This window comes from Sphingomonas sp. 67-41 (genome assembly GCF_001899725.1).
Lineage (GTDB): Bacteria > Pseudomonadota > Alphaproteobacteria > Sphingomonadales > Sphingomonadaceae > Sphingomonas > Sphingomonas leidyi.
Map to the genome: position 1 here is coordinate 153,827 of NZ_MKWJ01000017.1, position 19,735 is coordinate 173,561.

The following is a 19,735-nucleotide window of genomic DNA, read 5'->3' on the forward strand; positions in this document are numbered from 1 at the left end:
CGACTCAGCCCGGCTGGACCATGAAGACGCTGCCGCCGATATCGACGAGGAACAGATTGCCGGCGGCGTCTTCCCCGAACGAGACCAGGCTGCCGATCGTACCGGCGTCGGGCGTGAAATCGAGGTTGCGCCGTTCGTAGCCGGCGGCGGGGAACAGCTGGCCCTGCACCAGCGAGGCCGCCGGCAGCGTCCAGATGTTGCCGCTCACATAGTCGCCGAAGACATATTGCCCCTGCAGCGAGGGCACAGGGCCGCGATAGACATAGCCGCCGATGATCGACGCGCCCTGCTTGGGGCCGTTGCCATGATCATATTGCGAGACCGGGGGCGTCAGCCCGCCCGGCGCGGTGCCGGTATAGGGCCGGGTGCCTTCGAGATAGCGCCAGCCGAAATTGAGCCCGGGCTGGTCCGGCCGCAGCACGTCGATCTCCTCGATCGCGCCCTGGCCGACATCGCCGATATAGAGGCGCCCGTCCGGGCCGAAGCTGGCGCGGAAGGGATTGCGCAGGCCGAGCGCGAAGACATAGGGATCGCCGCCGCTGCCGAATGGGAACGGATTGCTCATGGGCGGCGCGAAGAAGGTGGGGGCGGCGCCGGCATAGGGATCGGAAACGACGTTGATGCGCAGGATCTTGCCAAGCTGCGAATAGGGGTTCTGGGCATTGTTGCCGGGATCGCCGGCACCGCCGCCATCGCCGATTCCGACATAGAGATAGCCGTCGGGCCCGAAGCCCATCCAGCCGCCATTGTGATTGTTCGCTCCGGGATGCGGGATCACCATCCTGGCCAGCACCGTCGGCGGGAAGCCGGCGGCGCGGAAGGCATATTGGCGAAGCTCGATATCGCCGTTCGCCGCGGTGCAGAAGATCATGAAGCGATCGGCGTTGAGCGGATTGGGCAGCAGGGCCATGCCGAGCAGCCCGCGCTCTCCGTCGGTGCTGAGATCGCCCACCGTGAAGACGAGGGTGCGCGCGCCGGTGGCCGGGGCGAGGCGATAGAGGTTGCCGCCCTTCTCGAGCACGTACACGTCGCTGCTGCCGGGGATCCCGGTCACGAAGGTCGGCTGGTTCAGCCCGGTCGCGACCCGTTTCACCGCGATCCCCTCCCGGCTGTTGGTGACGGTCACGGCCAGGTCGAGCGTCGAGGCGGCGCTGCCGTCGCTGGCGCGCAGCTGGACGCGATAGACATTGTCGCCATCCGCGTCGGTCGGCGCCTCGAAATTGGGCGCCGCGACGAAGCTGAGCGCCCCGGCGGCGGTGATCGCGAAGCGCGCCGCGTCTGCACCGCCGGCGATCGAGAAGGTGATCGGGTTCCCCTCCGCATCGATCGCGGCCGCCTGATAGGCGGCGGTCCCGTTCTCGACCATGTTCGTGGCGGCCGGCGAAGTGAAGCTCGGCGCGGTATTGGCGGGCGTCGGCGTGCCGCCATTGCCGCCGCCTCCGCTGCACGCGGCGACGAGGAGCAGGGCAGGGATCGTCGAGAGGCTGCGCATGGCCATCATTCTAGGGACGATTGTTTAACTGGTGAGACGCGCTTTCTTTCCGTCTCCGGGAAAGGAACCGTTCCGGCGGCAAGGAAAGTCACGCGGTTTACGCCGCAACGCAACAGGGATGTCATGATCCGGGGCCAACGGCGTGGGCAAGCGGGCGGCAGGCGCCGACGAGTTAAAAGGGGGAATGCGCCCGGTCCTTCGGGGCCGGGCGTATTTTTACCAGCCGTAGCGCGTTCGGGCAGCGCGTCAGGAAGGCGGCGGGTCGTCCTTGTCCCCGGCGGCCGGCGCGGCTCCGGGCATGCCACCCGGTGTCGGCGCAGCGGAGAAGGGGAGGAGCGAGCCGAGCTGGCCTGCTATGCTCCCTATCTGGATGCCTGGCCCCGTCGCCCCCGGGTTGCCGGGATGGATGGGGAGCGCGGCGCCCAGCGGAGCGGCCGGGTTGCCGATCGGATGCCCGAAGATGCCCTGGGGCGCGGCCTGGGGCGAGACGGGCGGGAACGGCAGGCCGATGCCGGGGGATTGCGCCGCGATGCCCGTGATGCCGAGGCCTTGGGCGATCGCGTCCGCGGGCAGGCGGCCAAGGGGATTGGGCAGCGCGCCGATGGGCGGGATCGAGCCCAGGCCCGGAATCTCGAGCGGGGTCGCAGGCCCCGGCCCGTGCGGCGGCCCTTTGTCGTTGGGGCGGTCATCCTCGTCCATCTCGGCTCCTCGTTGCGGGGCGGGCAGATGGGGCCAGCCTAATGCGCACGGGCCGGTCGCGTCGAGTCCGGCGGCGGCGCGCGCGGCTCCCGAAACGGAAAGGGCGCCCGGGTTTCCCCGGACGCCCTTCCGAATCGTCCGATTTCCCGCGGCTCAGGCCGAATAGTACATGTCGTACTCGACCGGCGACGGCGTCATCTCCCAGCGGGCGACCTCGCCGCGCTTGATCTCGACATAGGCCTCGACCTGATCCTTCGAGAACACGTCGCCCTTGAGCAGGAAGTCCATATCGGCCTCCAGGCTGTCGAGCGCCTCGCGGAGCGAACCGCATACCGTTGGCACCTGCGACAGTTCGGCCGGCGGCAGGTCGTACAGGTTCTTGTCCATCGGGTCGCCCGGGTGGATCTTGTTCTGGATGCCGTCCAGGCCGGCCATCAGCAGCGCCGCATAGCAGAGATACGGGTTGGCCAGCGCGTCCGGGAAGCGGAACTCGACGCGCTTCGCCTTGGTGCCCGCGCCGTATGGGATGCGGCACGAAGCCGAGCGGTTGCGCGACGAATAGGCGAGGAGCACCGGCGCCTCATAGCCCGGCACCAGGCGCTTGTAGCTGTTGGTAGTCGGGTTGGTGAAAGCGTTGAGCGCCTTGGCGTGCTTGATCACGCCGCCGATGAAATAGAGGCACGCGTCCGACAGGCCGGCATAGCCATTGCCCGCGAAGGTGTTGGCGCCCTTCTCCCAGATCGAGATATGCGTGTGCATGCCCGAGCCGTTATCTTCCTTGATCGGCTTCGGCATGAAGGTCGCGGTCTTGCCATAGGCATGCGCGACCTGGTGCACGACATATTTGTAGATCTGCATGCGGTCGGCGGTCTGGACCAGCGTGCCATAGGTCAGGCCCAGCTCGTGCTGCGCCGCGGCGACTTCATGGTGATGCTTGTCGCAGGGCAGGCCCATTTCGAGCATCGTCGCGACCATCTCGCCGCGGATGTCGACGGCGGAGTCGACCGGGGCGACGGGGAAATAGCCGCCCTTGGCGCGCGGACGGTGGCCGAGATTGCCGGCCTCATATTCCTTGCCCGAATTGCCCGGCAGCTCGATGTCGTCGATCGCGTAATAGCTGGTGGAGTAGCTGTTCTCGAAGCGGACGTCGTCGAACATGAAGAACTCGGCCTCGGGACCGACATAGACGGTGTCGCCGATGCCGAGCGACTTGAGATAGGCCTCCGAACGCTTCGCGGTGCTGCGCGGGTCGCGGGCATAGAGTTCGCCGGTCGAGGGCTCGACGATGTCGCAGACCAGGATCAGCATCGGGGTGGCGGAGAAGGGATCGATCCACACCGCGTCCAGATCCGGCTTCAGGATCATGTCGGACTCGTTGATCGCCTTCCAGCCCTCGATCGAGGAGCCGTCGAACATCAGGCCGTCGGTCAGTTCGTCCTCGCCGATCACCTTGGCGACCATGGTGAGGTGCTGCCACTTGCCCTTGGGATCGGTGAAGCGGAGATCGATCCACTCGATCTCGTTGTCCTTCACCATCTTCAGAACGTCGCTGGCCGAATTCGCCATTGTTAAGCCCTTTCGCTCTCTTTCGTTGACCCGACGAATCGGGAAAGAATCTTGCCCAGATCGGGCGTTACATCGACGCTATGTTGCGGCGCGTCAAATCGCGTTCTCGTTGCGCTCGCCGGTGCGGATGCGGAGCGCCGTCTCGACCGGGATCACGAAGATCTTGCCGTCGCCGATCCGGCCGGTCTGCGCCGCGGCGGCGACCGCTTCGACCACGCGGTCGGCAAGCGAATCCTCAACCACCACCTCGAGTTTCACCTTGGGAAGGAAGTCCACGACATATTCGGCCCCGCGATAGAGCTCGGTATGGCCCTTCTGGCGGCCAAAGCCCTTGGCTTCGGTGACGGTGATGCCGGAGACGCCCACTTCGTGGAGCGCTTCCTTCACTTCGTCGAGCTTGAACGGCTTGATGATCGCTTCGATCTTTTTCACGGTTTCCCCCGAGGCACATGAGGCTTGCCTATCCGCGCGTCTGGCAAACTTCGTGCCAGAGGCGGGACTCGGCTCGCCCTCTCGGTTGCACGCGCCGCGCCGCTTTAACAAGTGCCTATCAAATGGGCAGCGCCGCATGCGGTGCCGGATTTGGGGGCAGCGGCGAAAGCGTTGCCCCGCGGCAACAAATTATCGGCGACCGGCTTGTGGAACCATTTCGGTGTAATCGCGTTGGGGGCGGCGAGCGTACCGGGGTGCGATGTATGCAGCCTATGCCTATGGACCTGCCCGCCGAACTGCATCGGCGTGGGAACGACCTGCCGGACGGCGATGTGATCGTCGCCACGGGGCCGCTTGTCATCATGGCGCACGGGTTGCTGGCCCTCGATCCCGAGGCGCGCAAGACCTGCTGGATCCACAGCGAGATCGGCGATCTGGATGCGGCGGCTGCCGAGGAGCAACTGTCGTTCTGGTCGCGCGCCGCGCACTGAGATGCGGCCTGCCTCAGTAAATATCATAATTTACGTAATAGCGTTTACTATTGCCGTGAAGTAATATTGTCCAAAATGGGAATAATGTCCCCAGGAAGTTGCATTGACTCCCCAGTCGATATGGGGATTCCTTGCACAAGTTGTTCGAATCGGTTCGCGCTTGACTATAAGCGAGCGAATGAGCCCCGGCGGCGGTGCGGCCCACTCCCTCCACCCGCCGCATGCGTCCGCCCGGCCTTCCGGCCGCTGGCGGACGCAACCCGTTGCGTAGCGCCCCAGGCAAGTTGCGGAACGCTTCAATAGGGCGGGTGGTCGAGGCCCCTGGGGCTCCTGGTGAAGATTTCGCAGCCGTCCTCGGTGATCCCGATCGAATGCTCGAACTGCGCCGAGAGCGAGCGGTCGCGCGTCACAGCGGTCCAGCCGTCGTCGAGCAGCTTCACGTCCGCCCGGCCGATGTTGATCATGGGCTCGACGGTGAAGAACATGCCGGGGCGCAGCTCCGGGCCGGTGCCGGGGCGGCCGACATGGACGACTTCGGGCGCGTCGTGGAAGATCTGGCCCAGGCCGTGCCCGCAGAAATCGCGGACCACGCCGTAGCGATGCTTCTCGGCATGGCGCTGGATGGCATGGGCGACGTCGCCGAGATGGTTGCCGGGCCTGGCCTGTTCGAGGCCGAGCATCAGGCATTCATAGGTCACGTCGACCAGGCGGCGCGCCTTGATGCCGACATCGCCGACCAGGAACATGCGGCTGGTGTCGCCGTGCCAGCCGTCGAGCATCGGCGTCACGTCGATATTGACGATGTCGCCGTCCTTGAGCGTCTTGTCGCTCGGGATGCCGTGGCAGACGACATGGTTGATCGAGATGCAGCAGCTGTGCGTGTAGCCGCGATAGCCGAGCGTGGCGGGCACGCCGCCGGCGGCGACGGTCATCTCGCGGACGATGTCGTCCAGTTCGGCGGTGGCGACGCCGGGTACGACATGGGGCACGAGCGCGTCGAGAATCTCGGCGCCGAGGCGGCCGGCGCGGCGCATGCCCTCGAAGCCTGCGGGGCCATGGAGCTTGATCGCGCCATCCCGGGCCTGGGGCATGTCGGCAGTAACGGTCACATATTCGGTCATCGCGGCGATATAGGCTGGTCGGCGCCGTTTTTCGAGAGGCAGAAACGCTCGCCGAGCCGGGCGAAGCCCGCGCCGCCGCGCTCCGCCGCCCGGCGCTTCGCCGCATCGGGGAAACGGGCCGGGTTGGTGTGGTTCAGATGGATGAAACGGACCTTCGCGGCGAGCACGGGCGGCAGGCGGCGGATCGTGTCGGCGATGCGGGGATGGGGAACGCTCTTCATCCGTGCGGGATCGCCAAGCTCGCTATCGTCGAAGAAGGTGCCGTCGAGATAGGCGACGTCCACCCGGGCCAGCATGTCCTCGAGCCGCTGGTCCCATTTCTCCCAGCTGTCGATGTCGGGAAGAAAGAGCGCGCTGCGCCCGGCGCCGGCGATGACGAAGCCGACCGTCTCGGAATATTCGTCGCGGTGGGGCACGAGATAGGGCGTGACCGTGATGCCGTCGGGCAGCCGGGTGGCGGTGCCGGCGGCGAGCGGCCGGAGCGCGATATTGTCCAGGCTGACCAGCTGGCTCCACGGGCCGTTGTTCTTCAGGAACTCGGCCATGCGCGGCATCGCATGGACGGGAACGCCCCGGGCGTTCGCCGATTCCCGGCCGAGGAACATCAGGCCGGCATAATGGCCGATATGCGCATGGGTGAGGAAGATGCCGTCGATGCCGAGGCCCGGCGTGCGCTTCGGATCGTGCACGTCGAGCCATTCCAGCTGCTCGCGCAGGTCGGGCGTGGCGTCGAACAGGTAGCGCGCACCGCTGGCATGATCGACCAGGGCGAGCGAGGCGGCCCAGGCCCGCAGCGCGGGATCGCGCCAGGCGGGGTCCTCCGGATGGCCGATCTGCGGGGTGCCGGCATCCTGCGAGGTGCCGAGCACGACCAGTTCGGCCTGACAGGGGGCAGGGGTGGAGGCGGCGGCGGAGAGCGCGAGGGCGGCGATGGCGAGCAGCATGACGGGGACGCTAGGCGCGGACGCCGCATGCGTCTATGCCGGGGATATGGGCGAACGCATCTGGACGGCTGGGCTGGCGGTGATCGGCGACGAGATTCTCTCGGGCCGGACGCAGGACAAGAACATCGCCCAGATCGCGACCTGGCTGAACGTGCAGGGCATCCGCCTGGCCGAAGTGCGCGTGGTGCCGGATGTCGAGGCGCGGATCGTCGAGGCGGTCAACGCGCTGCGCGACCGCTACGATTATTGCTTCACCACCGGCGGCATCGGCCCGACGCATGACGACATCACCGTCGACGCGATCGCCGCGGCGCTGGGCCTGGGCGTGGTGATCCACCCCCAGGCGCGCGCGGTGCTGGAGCGCTATTACGAGACGCGCGGCGGGCTCACCGATGCGCGGCTGCGCATGGCGCGGGTGCCGGAGGGCGCCGAGCTGATCCCCAACCGCATGTCCGGCGCGCCGGGTATCCGCGTCGGCAATCTCTTCATCCTGGCGGGGGTGCCGCACATCACGGCGGGCATGCTCGACGCGCTGACCGGCACGCTCGAGGGCGGGCGCCCGCTGCTCTCGCGCACGATCGGCGCCTGGGTGGCGGAGAGCGAGATCGCGGAGTTCCTGGGCGAGACCGAGCGCGCCCATGAAGGCGTGGCGATCGGCAGCTATCCCTTCTTCCGCGACGGCCGCACCGGCGCCAACTTCGTGGTGCGGGCGACCGAGCAGGCGCCGCTCGACGCATGCGGAGACGCGTTGCTCCGCGGGCTGGCCGAGCGGGGGCTGGAGGCGGTCGAAGGCGGGATCTGACTTTCCGGGGGAATGGGGCATGACGGAATCGAAGCGGCCGTTCGGCTTCTGGACGGCGACCGCGCTGGTGATCGGCAACATGATCGGCTCGGGCTTCTTCGCCTTGCCCGCGCAGCTCGCGCCCTATGGCTTCACCAGCGTGGCGGCGTGGATCGCGGCGATCGCGGGGGCGATGGTGATCGCCTGGGTGATCGCCGGCCTTTCGCGCGCGATGCCCGAGGCGACGGGCACGCTGGCGATCTGCGCGCGCGCGCTGGGGCCGCTCCCCGGCGTGCTGATCGCCTGGACGATGTGGGTCGGCGTATGGGCGGCGAACGCGTTCATCGCGCTCACCGCGATACGCTATCTGGCGGTGTTCTGGCCGCCCCTGGCCCAGTCTTCGCTCAGCCTGGTGCTGGCGGCGGTGGGGCTGCTCTGGGGGATCACGCTGCTCAACCTGCGCGGCGCACGGGCGGCGGGTGAGTTCCAGGTGGTCACCACGCTCGTCAAGCTGGTGCCCCTCGTCGCCATCGTGCTGCTGCTCGCCCAGCTCGGTGCGAAGGGCGACCTTGCCGCGAGCGCGCATCCGCACACGCCGTTCGATTCGAGCCAGCTGGCATCGGCGGTGACGCTGGCCTTTTTCGCGATGGTCGGGTTCGAATGTGCGGGCGTCGCGGCCGAGCGGGTGCGCGATCCGGCCCGAACCATTCCCCGTGCCACGCTGACCGGGGTGGGGCTGACCGGGCTGCTGTACCTGATCGCCTGTTCGGGGATCATCTTCGCGATGCCGCAAGGATCGGTGGCGGGCGCCAATGCGCCGGTGGCGCTGTTCGTCGAGGCCTTCTGGGGGCATTGGGCCGGGCTGGCGGTGGCGGGCTTTGCCGCGATCGCCGCGATCGGCGCGCTCAACGGCTGGGTGCTGCTGCAGGGCGAGGTGCCGCTGGGCATGGCGCGTGCCGGCGTGATCCCCGCCCGTATCGGGCGGACCAGCGGGCGCGACGTGCCGGTGGCGGCGCTGCTCGCGTCGAGCGCGCTCGCCAGCGTGCTGGTGCTCAGCAACGTCTCGCGCGATACCGCCGCCATCTACGACTTCATGCTGCGCGTGACGACGGCGGCGACGCTGTGGTTCTATGCCGGCACCTGCCTGTCCGCGCTGGTGCTGGGCGTCGTGCGGCCCGCCGCTGCGATCGGGCTGGTCTTCGCGCTCTGGGCGATCTGGGGCGCCGGCTATGAGGCGATCGGGCTCAGCCTGTTGCTGATGGCGACGGCGATCCCGCTCTACCTGATGCGCGGTTCAGCCGAGCAGGCGGCCGAGGAGGCTGCGATCCCTTAGGATCTCGTGCGCGGCATTGTGCCCCGGCGCGCCGGTGACGCCGCCGCCGGGATGGGTGCCGGCGCCGCACATGTAGAGCCCCCGGATCGGTCCGCGATAGTCGCCATGCCCCAGCACCGGGCGGGCGGCCCAGAGCTGGTCGAGCGACATGTGGCCGTGCATGATGTCGCCGCCGACCAGGCCGAACTTGCGCTCCAGATCGAGCGGCGAGTGTATCTGGCGCGCGATCACCGATGCCTTGAAGTTGGGCGCGTGCTTCGTGACGGTATCGATGATGCGGTCGGCGGCGGCTTCACGCGCCTGATCCCAGTCCAGGTCGGGCGCGAATTGCTGGCAGAACAGCGCGGCGACATGCCGGCCCGGCGGGGCGAGGCTGTCGTCCACCGTGGAGGGGATGGTCATCTCGACGATCGGCGCGTCGGACATGCCCCTGGCCCTGGCGCTGACATAGGCGCGGTCCATATAGTCGAGCGTCGGGCAGATCATGATGCCGGCGGTATGATGCTCGCCGGCGCCGGGCAGGACGGTGAAGTCCGGCAGCTCGGAGAGTGCGACGTTCATCCGGAAGGTGCCCGAGCCGGCCTTGTAATGGTCCATCCGCCGGGCGAAGTCGGCAGGCATGTCGGCGCGGTCGACGAGTCGTCGATAGAGCAGGGCCGGGCCGACATTGGCCGCGACGGTCCCGGCGGCGATCTCCTCGCCGCTCTCCAGCCGCACGCCGGCGACCCGGTTCCCGTCGACCAGCAGCTTCGCGACGGGAGCCTCCAGGCTGATCTCGACGCCGGCCTCGGTACAGGCTTCCGCCATCAAGCGGGTGATCGCGCCCATGCCGCCGATCGAATGGCCCCAGGCACCCTTCCTGCCGTTAACTTCGCCGAAGACATGGTGGAGCAGCACATAGGCGCTGCCCGGCGTATCGGGGCTGGCATAGTTGCCGACTACCGCGTCGAAGCCGAAGGCCGCCTTGACATAGTCGTTCTCGAACCAGCCATCGAGGAAGTCGCGCGCCGACTTGACGAACAGGTCCATCGTGTCGCGCTGCGCCTCGATCGGCATGCGCGCCAGCTTGCGCCCCTGCGCCGCGGCGGCGAGCAGCGCGCGGATGCCGCCGCCGACATTGGGCGGCGTCTTGAGGGCCATGTCGCGCAGCACCGCGGCGACGCGCTCCAGCGCCTCCTCGTAGCGCGGAAACGCCTCGGCATCCCTGGCCGAGAAGCGCGCGAACTCGGCGCGAGTGCGTTCATGTCCGCCGCCCAGCTTCAGATAGCCGCCCTCATGCGGCAGGAAGTTGGAGATCTGCCGCTCGACCACGCGCCAGCCGCGTGCCGGGAGCTTCATGTCGGCGATCACCTTGGGGCGGAGCAGGCTGACCGTATAGCTGGCCGTCGAGTTGCGGAAGCCGGGATGGAATTCCTCGGTCACCGCCGCGCCGCCGACGACATGGCGGCGCTCGAGCACACGGACCTTCAGGCCGGCGCGGGCGAGGTAGAAGGCGCAGACCAGGCCGTTATGGCCGCCCCCGATGATCAGGGCGTCGTATCTGGCGGTCATCGGCCTCCCTTTCCTGGCGCCATCGGCTTATACGGCGAACGGGCCGCAAGCGGTCCGCCGCGACGTTCGTGCACGGGCTGCCAGACCATGCGAAGGATCGTCCGGAAAGCAAGGAGAAGCACGATGCCGATCCCCGCGACGGTGGGCGCGTTCGCCATAGTTCCCCACAACGACCTCGGGGCCGCAATGCCGTTCTGGGAACGGCTGGGCTTCGCTCGCGTCGGCGGCGATGCCGCCTATGCGATCATGAGCGGCTGGGGGTGCGAGGTGCACCTCACCCAGGCGGGCCCGGGCCCGTGGCAGGTGCCGGAGGCGCACAACCCGTTCGGCGTCTTCATCCGCACCCCGGAAGTGGATGCCGTCGCCGCGCTGGTCGACGATCTGATCATCCGCCCGGGCGGCGTGCTGCGGCATCGCGAATGGGGCCTGTACGAAGTGGGTATCGCCGGCCCGGACGGCATGCTGATCCGCATCGGCTGGCCCTCCCGGCTGATGCCGGAGCCGGCCCCCGATGGCGGCGATCCGGCCTGAGCGGTTGGGTAGCGAGGCGAGCCCCGGGATCGAGCGGGGCGAGCGCTGCCTCAGTTGAGATCCTGCCGGAGGAAGCGGAGCTGCGTGGCGGCCGCTGCGGCGAGGATCCAGCCCATCAGCACGGCGAACGACATCGCCCAGGACATCGACACGACGGCATCCGGCCCGAGCGGCATCGTCAGGCCGGCACCGCTGGCCCAGGTCTTCAGATTGGCCAGGTGATAGAAGGGCAGCACCCTGACCAGCGTCTCCGTCAGCGCCGGCACATATTGATGGAGGAAGAGGCCGATCAGCGGCCAGAGCCCCTCGATCACGACGAGCGCGATCGACAGGATCACCGTCGCGAGGATCGACTGGGTGAGTATCGCGAACAGCCCGGCAAAGGCGATCGTGTAGACGATGGGCAGCAGCGCATGCGCGCCCGCCTGCCAATGCGCTTCGAGGACGGCGGCCAGCGTGACGCCGGCGGGGATGCCGTCGCCCTGGAAGGATCCCAGCCAGCTGCCGATCAGCGTGATGAGGTCCGCTGCGATCAGGGCGATCGTCAGGAAGCCGAGCGCAACGACCCATTTGGCCGCGATCAGCTGCCAGCGCGCGCGTGCCGGAATGATCAGCTTCCAGGTATTCCAGCCATATTCGCCGGCAAACACCACTGCGCAGAAGCCGGCGATGAGAAAGCGTCCGGGCGGCGAGGCCGGGAGCTTCCACAGAGTCGTGCTCTCCCGGATCCATTCCAGGGCGGGTTGGGCGGGCGCCGGCACGCCATGCGCCCGGAACGCGCCGTAGACGAGCATCCCGGCAACGATCAGGGTGATGGCGATCGGATAGATCCAGACCATCATCCAGGTCGCCCGGTGACGGCGAAGCTTCAGCGCCTCTGCACGGACGGCATCAAGCATCGGAGTCCCTCGTCATGGTCAGGAAGATTTCCTCGAGGCTCTGATCGTCGGGCCCCATATGGAAAATGTCGGCGCCGGCCTCGACCAGCGTGCGCACGATCGCCGGCGCTTCGGCCCGGCGCGCGCGCACCTTGAGCGCGCCGGCGATGCGCTCGACCGGCCAGCGCCCCTCGAGTGCGGCGGCCGCGGCGTCGAGCGGTTCCGCCTCGATGCGCAGCGCCTCGCCCTGGTCGAGCATCTCGCGAACCGTCGCCTCGCGAAGCAACTGTCCCTTGTGGACGATCGCCACCCGGTCGCAGATCTGCTCGACTTCGTGGAGCAGGTGGCTCGACAGGAACACTGCCTTGCCGTCCGCAGCCAGGCCGCGCAGCAGCGTGCGCATATCCTGGATGCCCGCGGCGTCGAGACCGTTTGCCGGCTCGTCGAGGATCACAAGATCGGGATCGTCGAGAAGCGCGGCGGCGACGCCCAGGCGCTGCTTCATGCCGGTCGAATAGCCCTTCACCTTGCGCTTCGCGTCCCGCGCCAGGTCCACCCGTTCGAGAACCGCCTCGATGCGTGCGCCGTCATGGCCCTGGGTACGGGCGAGCACGCGCAGATTGTCGCGCCCGGAAAGGAAGGGATAGAAAGTGCCGCCATCGACCAGCGATCCCACCCGGCGCAGCGCCTGCCGGTCCGAAACCGGCCGGCCGAACAGCAGGGCATCGCCGTCGCTCGGGCGGATCAGGCCCAACGCCATGCGAATCGTCGTGCTCTTGCCCGCGCCATTGGGGCCGAGAAAGCCATAGACCTCGCCGCCGCGGACGGTGAGCGAAACGTCATCGACCGCCCGCTTGGCGCCGGCGCCGCGGCCATAGGTCTTGCCGAGCGCGCGCAACTCCAGCGCTGGCGCGCCGCCAGGTTCGTCTGTCGACAATGTGATTCCCCCAGGGCTTCGGCCTCGATGCCCACTGGAGACGATTTCTGCACGATCCGGTGCGTGTTATCAAGCTAATACGCTTGCAGCGGATCGGGGGCAGCGCATGCCGGCGCGGAGGCGCTATTTCGTCAGGCCCCGGAGCAGGAACTTGTAATAGACGATCGACGGCGCGATCTCGCTGAGCGGGGTGCGCTCGTTGAGGCCGTGGGCGAAGCTGTCCGAGCCCTTCATGAAGATCGGGCTGACGCCGTAGCTCGGCACGCCCTTGGCGCGGAACCACATCGAATCGCTCGCGCCCGCCGACATCGCCGGCACGATCGGCACGCCGGGGAAGCGGGCGTGGATGCCATCCGACACAAGCTTCATCAGGTCGGGCCGCAGCGGCGAGGCGGGGCTGGCGACGGTGCCGCTGTCGAGCGTCCGGAGCTTGAGCTCGGGATCGCCGACCACTTTCGTCAGCGTCGCCGCGACCGCCGCGACCGAGGTGCCGGGGAAGATGCGGCAATTGATGTTGGCGGTGGCGCGCTGGGGCAGCGCGTTGGTCGCATGGCCGGCATTGACCATGGTGGCCACGCAGGTGGTGCCCGTCTGGCCGATCAGCCCGGGTTCGGAACGCAGCACGGCAAGCGCCTTGGCGTCGCGCTGATTGGCCATGAAGGCACGCATCGCGGCGGCCATTTCCGGATCGGCAGTCCTGGCGCCCTGGACGAAGCCGGCGCGGGTGATATCGTTGATCTCGCCGGGGAATTGATACGCCTCGATCTTCTCCAGCGCATGGGCGAGCGAATAGATCGCGTTGCTCTTGGTCGGCGCGCTGGAATGGCCGCCGGGATTGGTGAAGGTCAGCTCATAATCGGCATAGGTCTTCTCGGCGCCCTGCAGGCCGAAGATCTCGGGCTTCCCGTGCTCGTCGAGCGCGCCGCCGCCGCCATCGATGTTCAGCAGCAGCTCGCCGTCATGATATTGCTCGGCCATCGCGGCGGTGGTCTTCATGCTGGTCTCCTCGTCGCCCGAGGCGAGGAGGACGATGTCGCGCGACGGCCTGTAGCCTTCGCGCTTCAGCTGGATCAGCGTGGCGACCATCGTCGAGAGGTCGTATTTCATGTCGGTCGCGCCGCGGCCGAAGATATAGCCATTCTCGACGATCGGCGTGAACGGATCGCGGGTCCAGTCTTCGGGCTTCGCCTCGACCACGTCCATATGGCCGGAGATGTAGATCGGCTTGGCGGCCCGGTCCGTGCCCGGATAGCGGGCGGCCAGCCAGGCGGTGTCGTCGATCCGCTCGATGCGGATGTCGGCAGGATCGAAGCCGCCGGCGACGAGCTGGGTCTTCAGATAGGCGGCATAGTCGGGCGTCTGGTTGCCCGGCCCGGCAACGGTGCGGAAGGCGATGCCGCGCTTGAGCAGTTCGAGCGCCTGGGCCTCGGCCTGGGGGTTCTGCTGCGCCCGGGCTGCCGTTCCGGTGAACGCCATCGCGACCAGCGCCGCACCTGCAAGAACCCGCATTACCCGTCTCTCCCATTGCCTGGCCGCGACGCTAGCGCCGGACCGGGGCAGGTCAAACTTGAATTTGGGCGCGAACGCGGCTAGGAGCCCGCCCCGACCGGGGGACCATTTCCGCCCGGCGATGTGGAGAAATGACGTGTTGGCCACGAACGCCCGAAACGGCCTTCTGCCCTGCGTCGCTTCGTTCCGATAGTGCTCGCCTGAGCGCTGTGGGGGCCGAGCGGCGCCCGCAGCATCCGTCTCGATAACACAATCAGAGAACCGCGCCGGCCGAGCCGCGCGTCGCGAAGACGCGCGCCTGCGCCCGGGGCGAGCACGGGAATTTATGCACGAACATCAGATCGTCCGGCGGATGCTCCGCCGGATCGGCCGGAATCTGCCGGCCACCGCGCCGCTCGCCAAGGCGGTGCACGAATGGGCGCTGCCGCATGTCGACTGGCTCACCGGCTCGTCGGCAGCGAGCGAGGATATCGGCTGGGACGCGCTGCTGGCGGCGACGCTGCGCTGGCGGCCGCTGGGCGAGGTGCGCCCGCAGGTGCTCCAGATCGCCGACGAGCTGGCGTTGCTGCTCGGCTTCGGTCCGCTCGACCATGCGCTGCTCGAGCTGATGATCGCGGCCGAACGGGTGCCGCGCGTCTATGGGCTGGTCGAGGCGATGTGCCGGGCGGATATCGACCTGCCCGGGCTGTTCGGCGCACTGGTCGGGGCAGAGCCGGTCGATGCCGGGCGGCTGGCCCGGCGCTCGGCGGCGGTGCGGCTCGGGCTGGCGAGCTTCGGCCATGACTATCAGGGCCGGGACCAGATCAACCTGAGCTGGTCGCTCGAGCGGGTGCTCGACGCGGCGCCCAGGCCCGGCCGGCCGCTGCTCGAGGCGCTGGCCGGCACCTGCCAGGTCGCGCGGCTCGGGCTCGACGATTTCGCGGTGGAGGAGGCGGACTATCTCGTCCGGCTGCTCCGCGGCGCGATCGTCGAACGGGCGGTGGGCATCAACCTGCTGATCCACGGGCCTCCGGGCACCGGCAAGACCGAGTTCGCGCGGACGCTGGCGGCGGCCGCGGGCGCGCGGCTGCACGCGGTGGCGGAAGCGGACGAGGACGGTGCCGAGCCCAAGCGCTGGGAACGCATCGCGGCGATGCAGCTGTCGCAGCGGGTGCTCGGCGGGCGGCGGGGCGCGGCGCTGCTGTTCGACGAGATGGAGGACCTGATCGGCGAGTCCAGCCCGAGCGACGGCGACTGGTTCCAGAAGCGCACGGGCAGCAAGGTGTTCGTCAACCGGATGCTGGAGACCAACAGGGTGCCGGTGATCTGGACGACCAACGCGATCGGCAATGTCGACGGCGCGATCCTGCGGCGGATGAGCCATGTGCTGCGGCTCGGCCTGCCTTCGCGCAGCGCCGGGCAGCGGATGCTGGCGCGGGTGGCGGCGGACGAGGGCGTGGCGCCGGGCGACGGCTTCGTCCGGCTGCTCGACGCCGCACCCGAGGCGGCGACGGTGCTGCGGGTGGCGACCCGGGCCGGGCGGCTGGCGGGCGAGGCGGATGGCGGCGTGCGCTCGGCCGAGGCGCTGGTGAAGGCGCTCCGGGGCGGCGAGCTGCCGCAGCCGGGGCCGGGCGCGCTCGACGTGGCGCTCTACGAAAGCGATCCGCCGGTGGCGGAAGTGATCGAGGGCATCGCGGCGGCGGGCGCGGCCGATGTCTCGCTGCTGCTCACCGGGCCGCCGGGCACGGGCAAGACGGCGCTCGCCTGGCACCTGGCGCGGCGGCTCGATCGGCCGCTGGTGGTGAAGCGCGCGTCGGACCTGCTGTCCAAATGGGTCGGCGAGACCGAGGCGAACATCGCCGATGCCTTTGCCGAGGCACGGCGGCGGGGCGGGGTGCTGCTGTTCGACGAGGCGGATTCGCTCCTCTTCGACCGGACGACGGCGCAGGCGAGCTGGGAAGTGGGGCAAGTCAACGAACTGCTCACCTGGCTCGACCGGCACCCGCTGCCGGTGGTCGCGGCGACCAACCATCCGGGGAAGCTCGATCCGGCGACGTTGCGGCGGTTCGTGTTCAAGCTGGCGTTGCGGCCGCTTGGGGTCGAACGCGCGGCAAAGGCGTTCGCGCGCTTCTTCGGGATGGACGCTCCGGCAGGGCTCGACGGGCTGACTCCCGGCGATTTCGCGGTGGTGGCGCGGCAGCTTCGGCACCGGCCGGCGCAGGGCGCGGCGGACATCCTCGCGCGGTTGCGGGCAGAGGCGGCGGCGCGGCCCGGCACCGCGTCCCCGATCGGGTTCTGACTCGGCGCGTCTCTCCGCCTCCCCTCCCCTGCAGGGGAGGGGAGACGGTTCAAACCGCCACCGCCTGCGCCGTCCGGCCCTCGCCGCCGAAGATGCGCAGGTAGCGGGCGATCTCGGCCCGGTCGCCCGTGGCCTTGGACGGATTGTCGGAGAGCTTGACTGCCGGGCGACCGTTCGCACTGGTCACCTTGGCGACGAGCGAGATCGGCTCGAGGTCGTGCCCACCGGCGGGGTCGCAGCCGCGGAAGTCGTTGGTCAGGTTGGTGCCCCAGCCGAAGCTCATCCGGACGCGGCCATGGAAGTGGCGATAGGTCGCCTCGATGCTGTCGACGTCCATGCCGTCGGAGAAGATCAGCAGCTTGGTGCGCGGATCGCGCCCGCGCGCCTGCCACCAGGCGATGATCTGCTCGCCGCCTTCGATCGGCGGCATCGAGTCCGGGCGGAAGCCGGTCCAGTCGGCAACCCAGTCCGGTGCGTTGCGCAGGAACGCGGTGGTGCCGAACGCATCGGGCAGGGCGACCAGCAGGTTGCCGTCATAATGGGCGCGCCATTCCTCCAGCACGCGATAGGGAGCGGCGGCGACTTCCGCGTCGCTGTCCGCCAGCGCGGCGAGGACCATCGGCAGCTCGTGCGCATTGGTGCCGATCGCTTCCAGGTCGTTGTCCATCGCAAGCAGCACGTTCGAGCTGCCGATGAACCGGCTGCCCAGGCCTTCCTTCAGCGCCTCGACGCACCAGCGCTGCCACAGGAATCCGTGGCGGCGGCGCGTGCCGAAGTCCGAGATGACGAGGTCCGGAAGCCGGCGCAGGCGCTCGACCTTGTCCCACATCTTCGCCTTGGCGCGGGCGTAGAGCACGTCGAGCTCGAACCGGCCCTTGCCCTTCAAGGCGGCGCGCGAGCGGAGCTCGTTGACGATGGCCAGCGCCGGGATTTCCCACATCATCGTGTGAGTCCACGGGCCGGCGAAGTGCAGCTCGAACTGACCGTCGACCTTGTGCAGGTCATATTCGGGCAGCTCGAAATCGGCGAGCCAGGCGATGAAGTCCGGCGCGAACATGCGCTGCTTGCCGTAGAAGCTGTTGCCCGCGAGCCAGATGAGCTCCTTCTTCGAGAAGCGCACGGTACGGGCATGATCGAGCTGGGCGCGCAGCTCGGCCTCGTCGATCACTTCGGCCAGGCGGACGCTCCTCGTGCGGTTGATCAGCGAGAAGGTCGCCTGCACGTCCGGGTGCAGATGGCGGATCATCTGCAGCATCAGCAGCTTGTAGAAATCGGTGTCGAGCAGGCTGCGGACGATCGGATCGAGCCGCCAGCCATGATTGTAGACGCGGGTGGCGATGTCGGTGACGGGCAAGGCTTCCTCCGGATGTGGCCGGCGACGATAGACGCGGCGGCGCGGCTCAGCGAGGGGCTTCGCCGGGCGGGCGGTAGCGATAGAGCTCGGCGGGACGGAACGAGGCGCCGGTCTCGCGCTCGCCGGTCGGCTCCAGCCAGCCGCGATCGAGCATGCGGCGGCGAAAGGCGGACTTGTTGAGGCGGGTATCGAGGATCGCCTCGTACACTTGCTGGAGGGCGCGCAGGGTGAAGCGTTCGGGCAGCAGGGCGAAGGCGATGCCGGAGTAATCGAGCTTGCCGCGCAGCCGCAGGATCGCGACGCCGAGCATGGCGCCATGATCGAAGGCGAGGGCGAGCGGTTCGCCCTCGGCGAGGCGGGCCTCGACCGGGCCGCCGAGCTCGCCATGCCAGGGGATGGCCAGCTCGGCCAGTGCCAGTTCGGGGGCAGCCCTTAGCGCGGCGGCGAAGGCGGTAGCGGGGATCAGCGCGAAATAGGCGACGCTGATGATCCGCATGCGCGGGTCGCGGCCGACCGCGCCAAAGGTGTAGAGCTGCTCGATCCAGGCATCGGCCATGCGCGCCTTCTCGGCGAGGACGCGGCGGGCGGCGTCATCCAGACTCTCGCCGATGCCGACAAAGCCGCCGGGGAGCGCCCATGCGCCCTGGAAGGGATGCTGATCGCGGCGGGTGAGCAGCACCACGGGGGCATCGTCGACCACGCTCATCAGGATCAGGTCGACCGCCACCGACGGGCGCGCGAACGCGGCCGGATCGTAGCTTTCGAGAAAGGCGGCCTGGTCCATCACGTCACCCTTATGTGCGTTATGCGCTTTACTTATGTCCAGATTGAATATATGTCAAATGCGGAATGTGGAGGCTAGCGATGCCGGACTTCGTGATCGTGGTGGACATGCAGCGGGATTTCGTGGCGGCGGACGGTGCCTTGCCGGTTCCGGGCGCCGAGCGGATCGTTGCGCCGATGCGGGCCTGGCTGGCCGGGCTGCGTTCCGAAGAAACGGCCGGCGTGCTGTTCACCTTCGACACGCATGTGCCGGCGATCTACGCCATATCCGAAGAGGCGAAGCAGTTCCCGCCGCATTGCGAGAAGGGCACGCCCGGCTGGGAGCTGGTGGTCGATGCCGATGCGGTCGATCCGGCGATCCCGGTGTTGCGACTCGAGAAGGGCGTGTTCGACATGTGGGCCGAGCCGGGCCTGGCGATCGAGCGGGTCGGCGCGCGCGAGGCGGCGGATCGCGACGCATTCTTCGCCGGGCTGCGCGGCGCGGGGATCGAGGCGGTGACCGTGGTCGGCGTCGCGGCGGACTATTGCGTGCGTTGGGCAGTCGAGGGACTGATCGCGCGCGGCTTCCGGGTGACGGTACCGGCCGAGCTGACGCGCGGCATCGCCCGGCCGATCGACCAGGTCGCGGCGGAGGAATGGCCCGGCGCGGCGGTCGCCATCGAGGGAGCGGAGCAGTGAACGCCATTCGCGTCTCGATGCGCGTGGGGCAGCGGCGCGGGACGGCGGCTATCCTGGCGGTTCGCGCGGCGGCGCTGGCCGAGACGGGCCGGGACTTCTTCCTCACCAGCAACGGGGTGTGGCTGACCGAGCAGGTGCCGCCCGCTTTCCTCGAGCCATGGGAGCCGAAATGATGCGTGCCGATCGGGTGCCGACCTTATGGGAGTGGCTGCTGCTCTGGGTGTGCCTGAAGCTGCTGTTCCGCAGGCGCCGGCCGCTGCCGCATCATCTGAAGCTTCGACACTGAGCGGAGCAGCTTGACAGAATCGGCAAAAGCGGGGATTTCGGCGAGCCCGAGCGGGTATGGTGAAATGGTATCACAGGAGCTTCCCAAGCTT

General features: G+C 68.6%; 19 protein-coding genes. 7 read left to right on the forward strand and 12 right to left on the reverse strand.

All coding sequences use genetic code 11. The features are described 5' to 3' along the window. Nucleotides 1-4: 4 nt before the first annotated feature. The 4 genes from BGP17_RS09460 to BGP17_RS09475 form a co-directional block, all read right to left on the reverse strand. Entirely contained in the window at nt 5-1,492 is a 1,488-nt protein-coding gene (locus BGP17_RS09460) for a PQQ-dependent sugar dehydrogenase (RefSeq protein WP_286711797.1), read from the reverse strand. Between the two features lie 246 nt (nt 1,493-1,738). After that, on the reverse strand, nt 1,739-2,191 hold the full coding sequence (locus tag BGP17_RS09465; RefSeq protein WP_286711798.1) for a hypothetical protein: 453 nt from the start codon (nt 2,189-2,191) through the stop codon (nt 1,739-1,741). 153 nt (nt 2,192-2,344) lie between these two features. Next, nucleotides 2,345-3,757 (reverse strand): type I glutamate--ammonia ligase, encoded by a 1,413-nt coding sequence (gene glnA, locus BGP17_RS09470; protein ID WP_167301031.1) that lies wholly within the window; start codon nt 3,755-3,757, stop codon nt 2,345-2,347. Between the two features lie 93 nt (nt 3,758-3,850). Beyond that, entirely contained in the window at nt 3,851-4,189 is a 339-nt protein-coding gene (locus BGP17_RS09475) for a P-II family nitrogen regulator (RefSeq protein ID WP_086131131.1), read from the reverse strand. 278 nt (nt 4,190-4,467) lie between these two features. Here BGP17_RS09475 and BGP17_RS09480 point away from each other — a divergent pair, with 278 nt between their 5' ends. After that, complete coding sequence (locus BGP17_RS09480) at nt 4,468-4,680, forward strand: hypothetical protein (RefSeq protein WP_086131132.1); 213 nt, start codon at nt 4,468-4,470, stop codon at nt 4,678-4,680. 296 nt (nt 4,681-4,976) lie between these two features. Here BGP17_RS09480 and map read toward each other — a convergent pair whose 3' ends face one another. Both map and BGP17_RS09490 read right to left on the reverse strand, forming a co-directional pair. Then, nucleotides 4,977-5,801 carry a type I methionyl aminopeptidase gene (map, locus tag BGP17_RS09485; RefSeq protein WP_167301030.1) on the reverse strand — a complete coding sequence of 275 codons (825 nt, stop codon included), beginning with the start codon at nt 5,799-5,801 and terminating at the stop codon, nt 4,977-4,979. Beyond that, nucleotides 5,798-6,745: an MBL fold metallo-hydrolase gene (locus tag BGP17_RS09490; RefSeq protein ID WP_167301029.1), complete on the reverse strand. Its 948-nt coding sequence runs from the start codon at nt 6,743-6,745 to the stop codon at nt 5,798-5,800. Before BGP17_RS09490 ends, map begins: the two co-directional genes overlap by 4 nt. A gap of 46 nt (nt 6,746-6,791) precedes the next feature. On the opposite strand from BGP17_RS09490, the gene BGP17_RS09495 reads away from it, so the two are divergent. Beyond that, nucleotides 6,792-7,547, forward strand: a complete 756-nt coding sequence (locus BGP17_RS09495; protein ID WP_286711811.1) for a competence/damage-inducible protein A — start codon at nt 6,792-6,794, stop codon at nt 7,545-7,547. Between the two features lie 19 nt (nt 7,548-7,566). After that, a complete protein-coding gene (locus BGP17_RS09500) occupies nt 7,567-8,859 on the forward strand; it encodes an APC family permease (protein WP_286711799.1) in 1,293 nt (430 codons plus the stop codon). Here the strand turns inward: BGP17_RS09500 and BGP17_RS09505 are convergent. After that, nucleotides 8,821-10,410 carry a phytoene desaturase family protein gene (locus BGP17_RS09505; protein ID WP_286711800.1) on the reverse strand — a complete coding sequence of 530 codons (1,590 nt, stop codon included), beginning with the start codon at nt 10,408-10,410 and terminating at the stop codon, nt 8,821-8,823. The genes BGP17_RS09500 and BGP17_RS09505 overlap by 39 nt on opposite strands. A gap of 123 nt (nt 10,411-10,533) precedes the next feature. Between BGP17_RS09505 and BGP17_RS09510 the strand changes: the two genes are divergently transcribed. Continuing rightward, entirely contained in the window at nt 10,534-10,941 is a 408-nt protein-coding gene (locus tag BGP17_RS09510) for a VOC family protein (protein WP_167301026.1), read from the forward strand. A gap of 50 nt (nt 10,942-10,991) precedes the next feature. Here BGP17_RS09510 and BGP17_RS09515 read toward each other — a convergent pair whose 3' ends face one another. The 3 genes from BGP17_RS09515 to BGP17_RS09525 form a co-directional block, all read right to left on the reverse strand. Further along, nucleotides 10,992-11,840 (reverse strand): ABC transporter permease, encoded by an 849-nt coding sequence (locus BGP17_RS09515; RefSeq protein ID WP_286711801.1) that lies wholly within the window; start codon nt 11,838-11,840, stop codon nt 10,992-10,994. Further along, nucleotides 11,833-12,756, reverse strand: coding sequence for an ABC transporter ATP-binding protein (locus BGP17_RS09520; RefSeq protein ID WP_286711802.1), 924 nt, complete (start codon nt 12,754-12,756; stop codon nt 11,833-11,835). Before BGP17_RS09520 ends, BGP17_RS09515 begins: the two co-directional genes overlap by 8 nt. Nucleotides 12,757-12,879: 123 nt before the next feature. Beyond that, on the reverse strand, nt 12,880-14,265 hold the full coding sequence (locus BGP17_RS09525; RefSeq protein ID WP_286711803.1) for a M20/M25/M40 family metallo-hydrolase: 1,386 nt from the start codon (nt 14,263-14,265) through the stop codon (nt 12,880-12,882). Between the two features lie 325 nt (nt 14,266-14,590). On the opposite strand from BGP17_RS09525, the gene BGP17_RS09530 reads away from it, so the two are divergent. Next, the gene (locus BGP17_RS09530; protein ID WP_286711804.1) at nt 14,591-16,543 is read left to right on the forward strand and encodes an AAA family ATPase; all 1,953 of its coding nucleotides are present in this window, start codon (nt 14,591-14,593) and stop codon (nt 16,541-16,543) included. Nucleotides 16,544-16,592: 49 nt separating this feature from the next. Here BGP17_RS09530 and pncB read toward each other — a convergent pair whose 3' ends face one another. After that, nucleotides 16,593-17,897 carry a nicotinate phosphoribosyltransferase gene (gene pncB / locus BGP17_RS09535; protein WP_286711805.1) on the reverse strand — a complete coding sequence of 435 codons (1,305 nt, stop codon included), beginning with the start codon at nt 17,895-17,897 and terminating at the stop codon, nt 16,593-16,595. 46 nt (nt 17,898-17,943) lie between these two features. Continuing rightward, complete coding sequence (locus tag BGP17_RS09540; protein WP_286711806.1) at nt 17,944-18,681, reverse strand: NUDIX hydrolase; 738 nt, start codon at nt 18,679-18,681, stop codon at nt 17,944-17,946. A gap of 80 nt (nt 18,682-18,761) precedes the next feature. On the opposite strand from BGP17_RS09540, the gene BGP17_RS09545 reads away from it, so the two are divergent. Continuing rightward, nucleotides 18,762-19,358 carry a cysteine hydrolase family protein gene (locus tag BGP17_RS09545; RefSeq protein WP_286711807.1) on the forward strand — a complete coding sequence of 199 codons (597 nt, stop codon included), beginning with the start codon at nt 18,762-18,764 and terminating at the stop codon, nt 19,356-19,358. Beyond that, the gene (locus tag BGP17_RS09550) at nt 19,355-19,531 is read left to right on the forward strand and encodes a hypothetical protein (protein WP_286711808.1); all 177 of its coding nucleotides are present in this window, start codon (nt 19,355-19,357) and stop codon (nt 19,529-19,531) included. The genes BGP17_RS09545 and BGP17_RS09550 overlap by 4 nt, the downstream gene beginning before the upstream one ends. Nucleotides 19,532-19,735: the final 204 nt, after the last annotated feature.